The following is a 3,091-nucleotide window of genomic DNA, read 5'->3' on the forward strand; positions in this document are numbered from 1 at the left end:
GACCTGGCGGAGGCCGGACTTGTCGCCATCCACCAGCCCGGCGGCGACGAGTCCGCCGGCGGCCAGCCAGACGTGACACTGCTCGAAAGGGTGCTCAGTGGACTTCGCAAGCTCTAGCGGCGGAGCAACAGCCCGCTCCACCACCAGCGCGAAAATCGTGGTGGCGGGCGGCTTCGGCGTGGGCAAGACCACGTTCGTCGGGGCGGTCTCTGAGATCAACCCGCTGCGCACCGAGGCCGTCATGACGTCCGCGTCCGCGGGCATCGACGACCTCACCCACACCGGGGACAAGACCACCACGACGGTGGCCATGGACTTCGGCCGCATCACCCTGGACCAGGACCTGATCCTGTACCTCTTCGGCACGCCGGGCCAGGACCGCTTCTGGTTCATGTGGGACGACCTGGTCCGCGGCGCGATCGGCGCGGTCGTCCTCGTCGACACCCGCCGCCTCGCCGACTGCTTCCCCGCGGTCGACTACTTCGAGAATTCGGGCCTCCCCTTCGTGATCGCCCTCAACGGCTTCGACGGCCACCAGCCGTATACCCCCGACGAGGTCCGCGAAGCACTCCAGATCGGCCCGGACACTCCCATCATCACCACGGACGCCCGCCACCGCGCGGACGCCAAGAGCGCGCTGATCACCTTGGTCGAGCACGCGCTGATGGCGCGGCTGCGGTAACGCGCCGCTCTCTTTCCCGTACGCGGACTAGGGCCCGCACGCCTCGGCGTGCGGGCTCCCGTCAGTTTTGGCGGTAGTACGCGAACTGGGTCACGCCCTGGTAGCCGTAGCTTTCGGGGTGCAGCTCGTGCAGGGCGACACCGCCCCGGGCCGGCGGCCCGACGAGGTCCGCCAGCAGCTCGGCGGCCCCGGCGATGAAGGCGGCCTTCTCCTCGGCACTGTTCGTGCCCGCGGTGACGCTGACCTCGACATGCGCGTCGCGGACGCCGTCGGCGAGAGGTGTGCCGTCCACGAAGTAGCAGTCGGCCGACGGCAGATCGAGATGGACGGTGGTCCGCGCGCCCGACTTGCCGAGGGCCGAGACCGCGAGGCGGGTCAGACCCTGGGCGAGGGTGCGGCGGACAGGGGCGGGGAGGCTGGGTCCGGTGACGGTGACCCTGATGTGCGGCATGGCTCTCCTCGGTGTGGTCGGTTCTCTCCGGGGCAAGAGCCTCGCCGTGAGCGACGCCGCGGTGCCAACGCATCGTGTTCAACGAGGTATGAGGCAGCCGCATGACCGTGAACCTTCCGCAGCTCAGGGCGTTCCTCGCGGTCGTCGACACCGGTGGCTTCGGGGCGGCCGCCGATGAGCTCGGGATGAGCCAGTCCGCGGTGTCGCACGCCGTCGCCTCGCTCGAACGCGAACTGGCCGCCCCGCTCCTGATCCGCTCCAGCCCCGCGCGCGCCACGGCGCTGGGCGAACGTCTCGTGCCGTACGCGCGCACCGCGCTCTCGGCGGTGCGCTCCCTGGAGGCCGTCGCCGCCGAAGCCGCGGGAGCCCTCGCGGGGACCGTGCGGCTCGCGGCGACCCCGACGGTCTGCCGGGGGCTGGTTCCCGGGCTGCTGCGGCACTGGCGCGCGGGGCAGCCGAACGTCACCGTCCGGGTCTTCGAGGGCGACAGCGCCGAGATCGCGGCCTGGCTGGAGGACGGGACGGCCGACGCCGCCGTCCTGGTCGACCCGCCGCCGGGCACCGGCGTGCCGCTCGTCGAGGACCGCTACCGGGCGCTGCTCCCCCGTGACCATCCGCTGGCGGGCGAGGCGGCCGTTGATGTGCGTGACCTGGAGGACGACCCGTTCCTGGTCTCGCCGGGCGGCTGCGAGACGCGGCTGCGCGAGCTCCACCGCCTCGCGGGGGCCCGCGTCACTCCCACGCACCGGGTGCGTGACCTGGCCACCCTGATCAGCATGGTGCAAGCCGGCCTCGGCGTCACTGTCCTGACGGAGGCGTCCCGCCCGCTGGTGCCGCCCGACCTCGTCCTGCTGCCGGTCACTCCCCCGGCGTCACGGCGACTGGCCCTGAGCGGCCCGCGAGACCGCCCCTGGCTCCCCGCGGTGCGGGTCCTCGCGGAGTCGGCCGCCGCGCGGCAGTGGGCGACGGAGCCGTAGACGACGAACGCCGGACGGGCTCCGAGAGGAGCCGTCCGGCGTTCGGCGGTGCGGGGGGTCAGCCCTGCCAGCTGTGCGGGGCGCGGAAGCCCGGGGTGCGCTCCAGGCGGCGCCAGCCGGCCTTGTCGCGGCCTCGGCGGGGAGCCGGGGCGGTGGGCTGCGCGGCGGCGCGGGCCAGCAGGATCGCGGTGATGGCGGCGACCTCTTCGGGCTCGGCGTGGCCCTTTTCCACTCGGATGTCGGGGGGAGTCATCTGCAGCGTTCTCCTTGTGGGTACTGCGGCGCAGGATTACTGCGGCGGGTTGCCGTGCTTGCGCGAGGGCAGGTCGGCGTGCTTGTTGCGGAGCATGGCCAGGGAGTTGATCAGGACCTCGCGGGTCTCCGCCGGGTCGATGACGTCGTCCACCAGGCCGCGTTCGGCGGCGTAGTAGGGGTGCATCAGCTCGGCCTTGTACTCCTTGACCATGCGGGCGCGCATGGCTTCGGGGTCTTCCGCCGCGGCGATCTGGCGGCGGAAGATGACGTTGGCCGCGCCTTCCGCGCCCATGACGGCGATCTCGTTGGTGGGCCAGGCGTAGGTGAGGTCGGCGCCGATGGACTGGCTGTCCATGACGATGTACGCGCCGCCGTACGCCTTGCGCAGGATCAGGGAGATACGGGGGACCGTGGCGTTGCAGTAGGCGTAGAGGAGCTTCGCGCCGTGGCGGATGATGCCGCCGTGTTCCTGGTCGACGCCCGGCAGGAAGCCGGGGACGTCCAGGAGCGTCACGATCGGGATGTTGAACGCGTCGCACATCTGGACGAAGCGGGCCGCCTTCTCGGAGGCCTCGATGTCCAGGACGCCGGCCAGGGCCTGCGGCTGGTTCGCCACGATGCCGACGACCTTGCCGTCCAGCCGGGCCAGCGCGCAGATGATGTTCCGCGCCCAGCGCTCGTGGACCTCCAGGTAGTCACCGTCGTCGACGATCTCCTCGATCACCT

General features: G+C 71.9%; 6 protein-coding genes. 3 read left to right on the forward strand and 3 right to left on the reverse strand.

Annotation, left to right across the window (positions count from 1 at the left end; translation table 11 throughout):
* The coding region (locus DCW30_RS13070; RefSeq protein WP_129299895.1) for a DUF742 domain-containing protein at nt 1-117 on the forward strand (117 nt) is incomplete at its 5' end.
* Nucleotides 98-682 carry a GTP-binding protein gene (locus tag DCW30_RS13075; protein WP_030361923.1) on the forward strand — a complete coding sequence of 195 codons (585 nt, stop codon included), beginning with the start codon at nt 98-100 and terminating at the stop codon, nt 680-682. The genes DCW30_RS13070 and DCW30_RS13075, both read left to right, overlap by 20 nt.
* 61 nt (nt 683-743) lie before the next feature.
* On the opposite strand, the gene DCW30_RS13080 is transcribed toward DCW30_RS13075, so the two are convergent.
* Nucleotides 744-1,133 carry a tautomerase family protein gene (locus DCW30_RS13080; protein WP_076684325.1) on the reverse strand — a complete coding sequence of 130 codons (390 nt, stop codon included), beginning with the start codon at nt 1,131-1,133 and terminating at the stop codon, nt 744-746.
* Between the two features lie 101 nt (nt 1,134-1,234).
* Between DCW30_RS13080 and DCW30_RS13085 the strand changes: the two genes are divergently transcribed.
* Nucleotides 1,235-2,110 carry a LysR family transcriptional regulator gene (locus DCW30_RS13085; RefSeq protein ID WP_076684326.1) on the forward strand — a complete coding sequence of 292 codons (876 nt, stop codon included), beginning with the start codon at nt 1,235-1,237 and terminating at the stop codon, nt 2,108-2,110.
* 58 nt (nt 2,111-2,168) lie between these two features.
* Here DCW30_RS13085 and DCW30_RS13090 read toward each other — a convergent pair whose 3' ends face one another.
* Complete coding sequence (locus DCW30_RS13090; RefSeq protein WP_198503700.1) at nt 2,169-2,363, reverse strand: acyl-CoA carboxylase subunit epsilon; 195 nt, start codon at nt 2,361-2,363, stop codon at nt 2,169-2,171.
* Nucleotides 2,364-2,399: 36 nt separating this feature from the next.
* On the reverse strand, nt 2,400-3,091 hold a 692-nt coding region (locus DCW30_RS13095), incomplete at its 5' end, for an acyl-CoA carboxylase subunit beta (protein WP_277820331.1).

Origin of the sequence: Streptomyces alfalfae (assembly GCF_004127445.1) — a bacterium.
Classification (GTDB): Bacteria; Actinomycetota; Actinomycetes; order Streptomycetales; family Streptomycetaceae; genus Streptomyces; species Streptomyces alfalfae.

Coding starts and splice junctions, on each gene's coding strand:
- DCW30_RS13090 (WP_198503700.1), bottom strand. CDS start 2,363: ATGACTCCCCCCGACATCCGAGTGGAAAAGGGCCACGCCGAGCCCGAA.
- DCW30_RS13080 (WP_076684325.1), bottom strand. CDS start 1,133: ATGCCGCACATCAGGGTCACCGTCACCGGACCCAGCCTCCCCGCCCCT.
- DCW30_RS13085 (WP_076684326.1), top strand. CDS start 1,235: ATGACCGTGAACCTTCCGCAGCTCAGGGCGTTCCTCGCGGTCGTCGAC.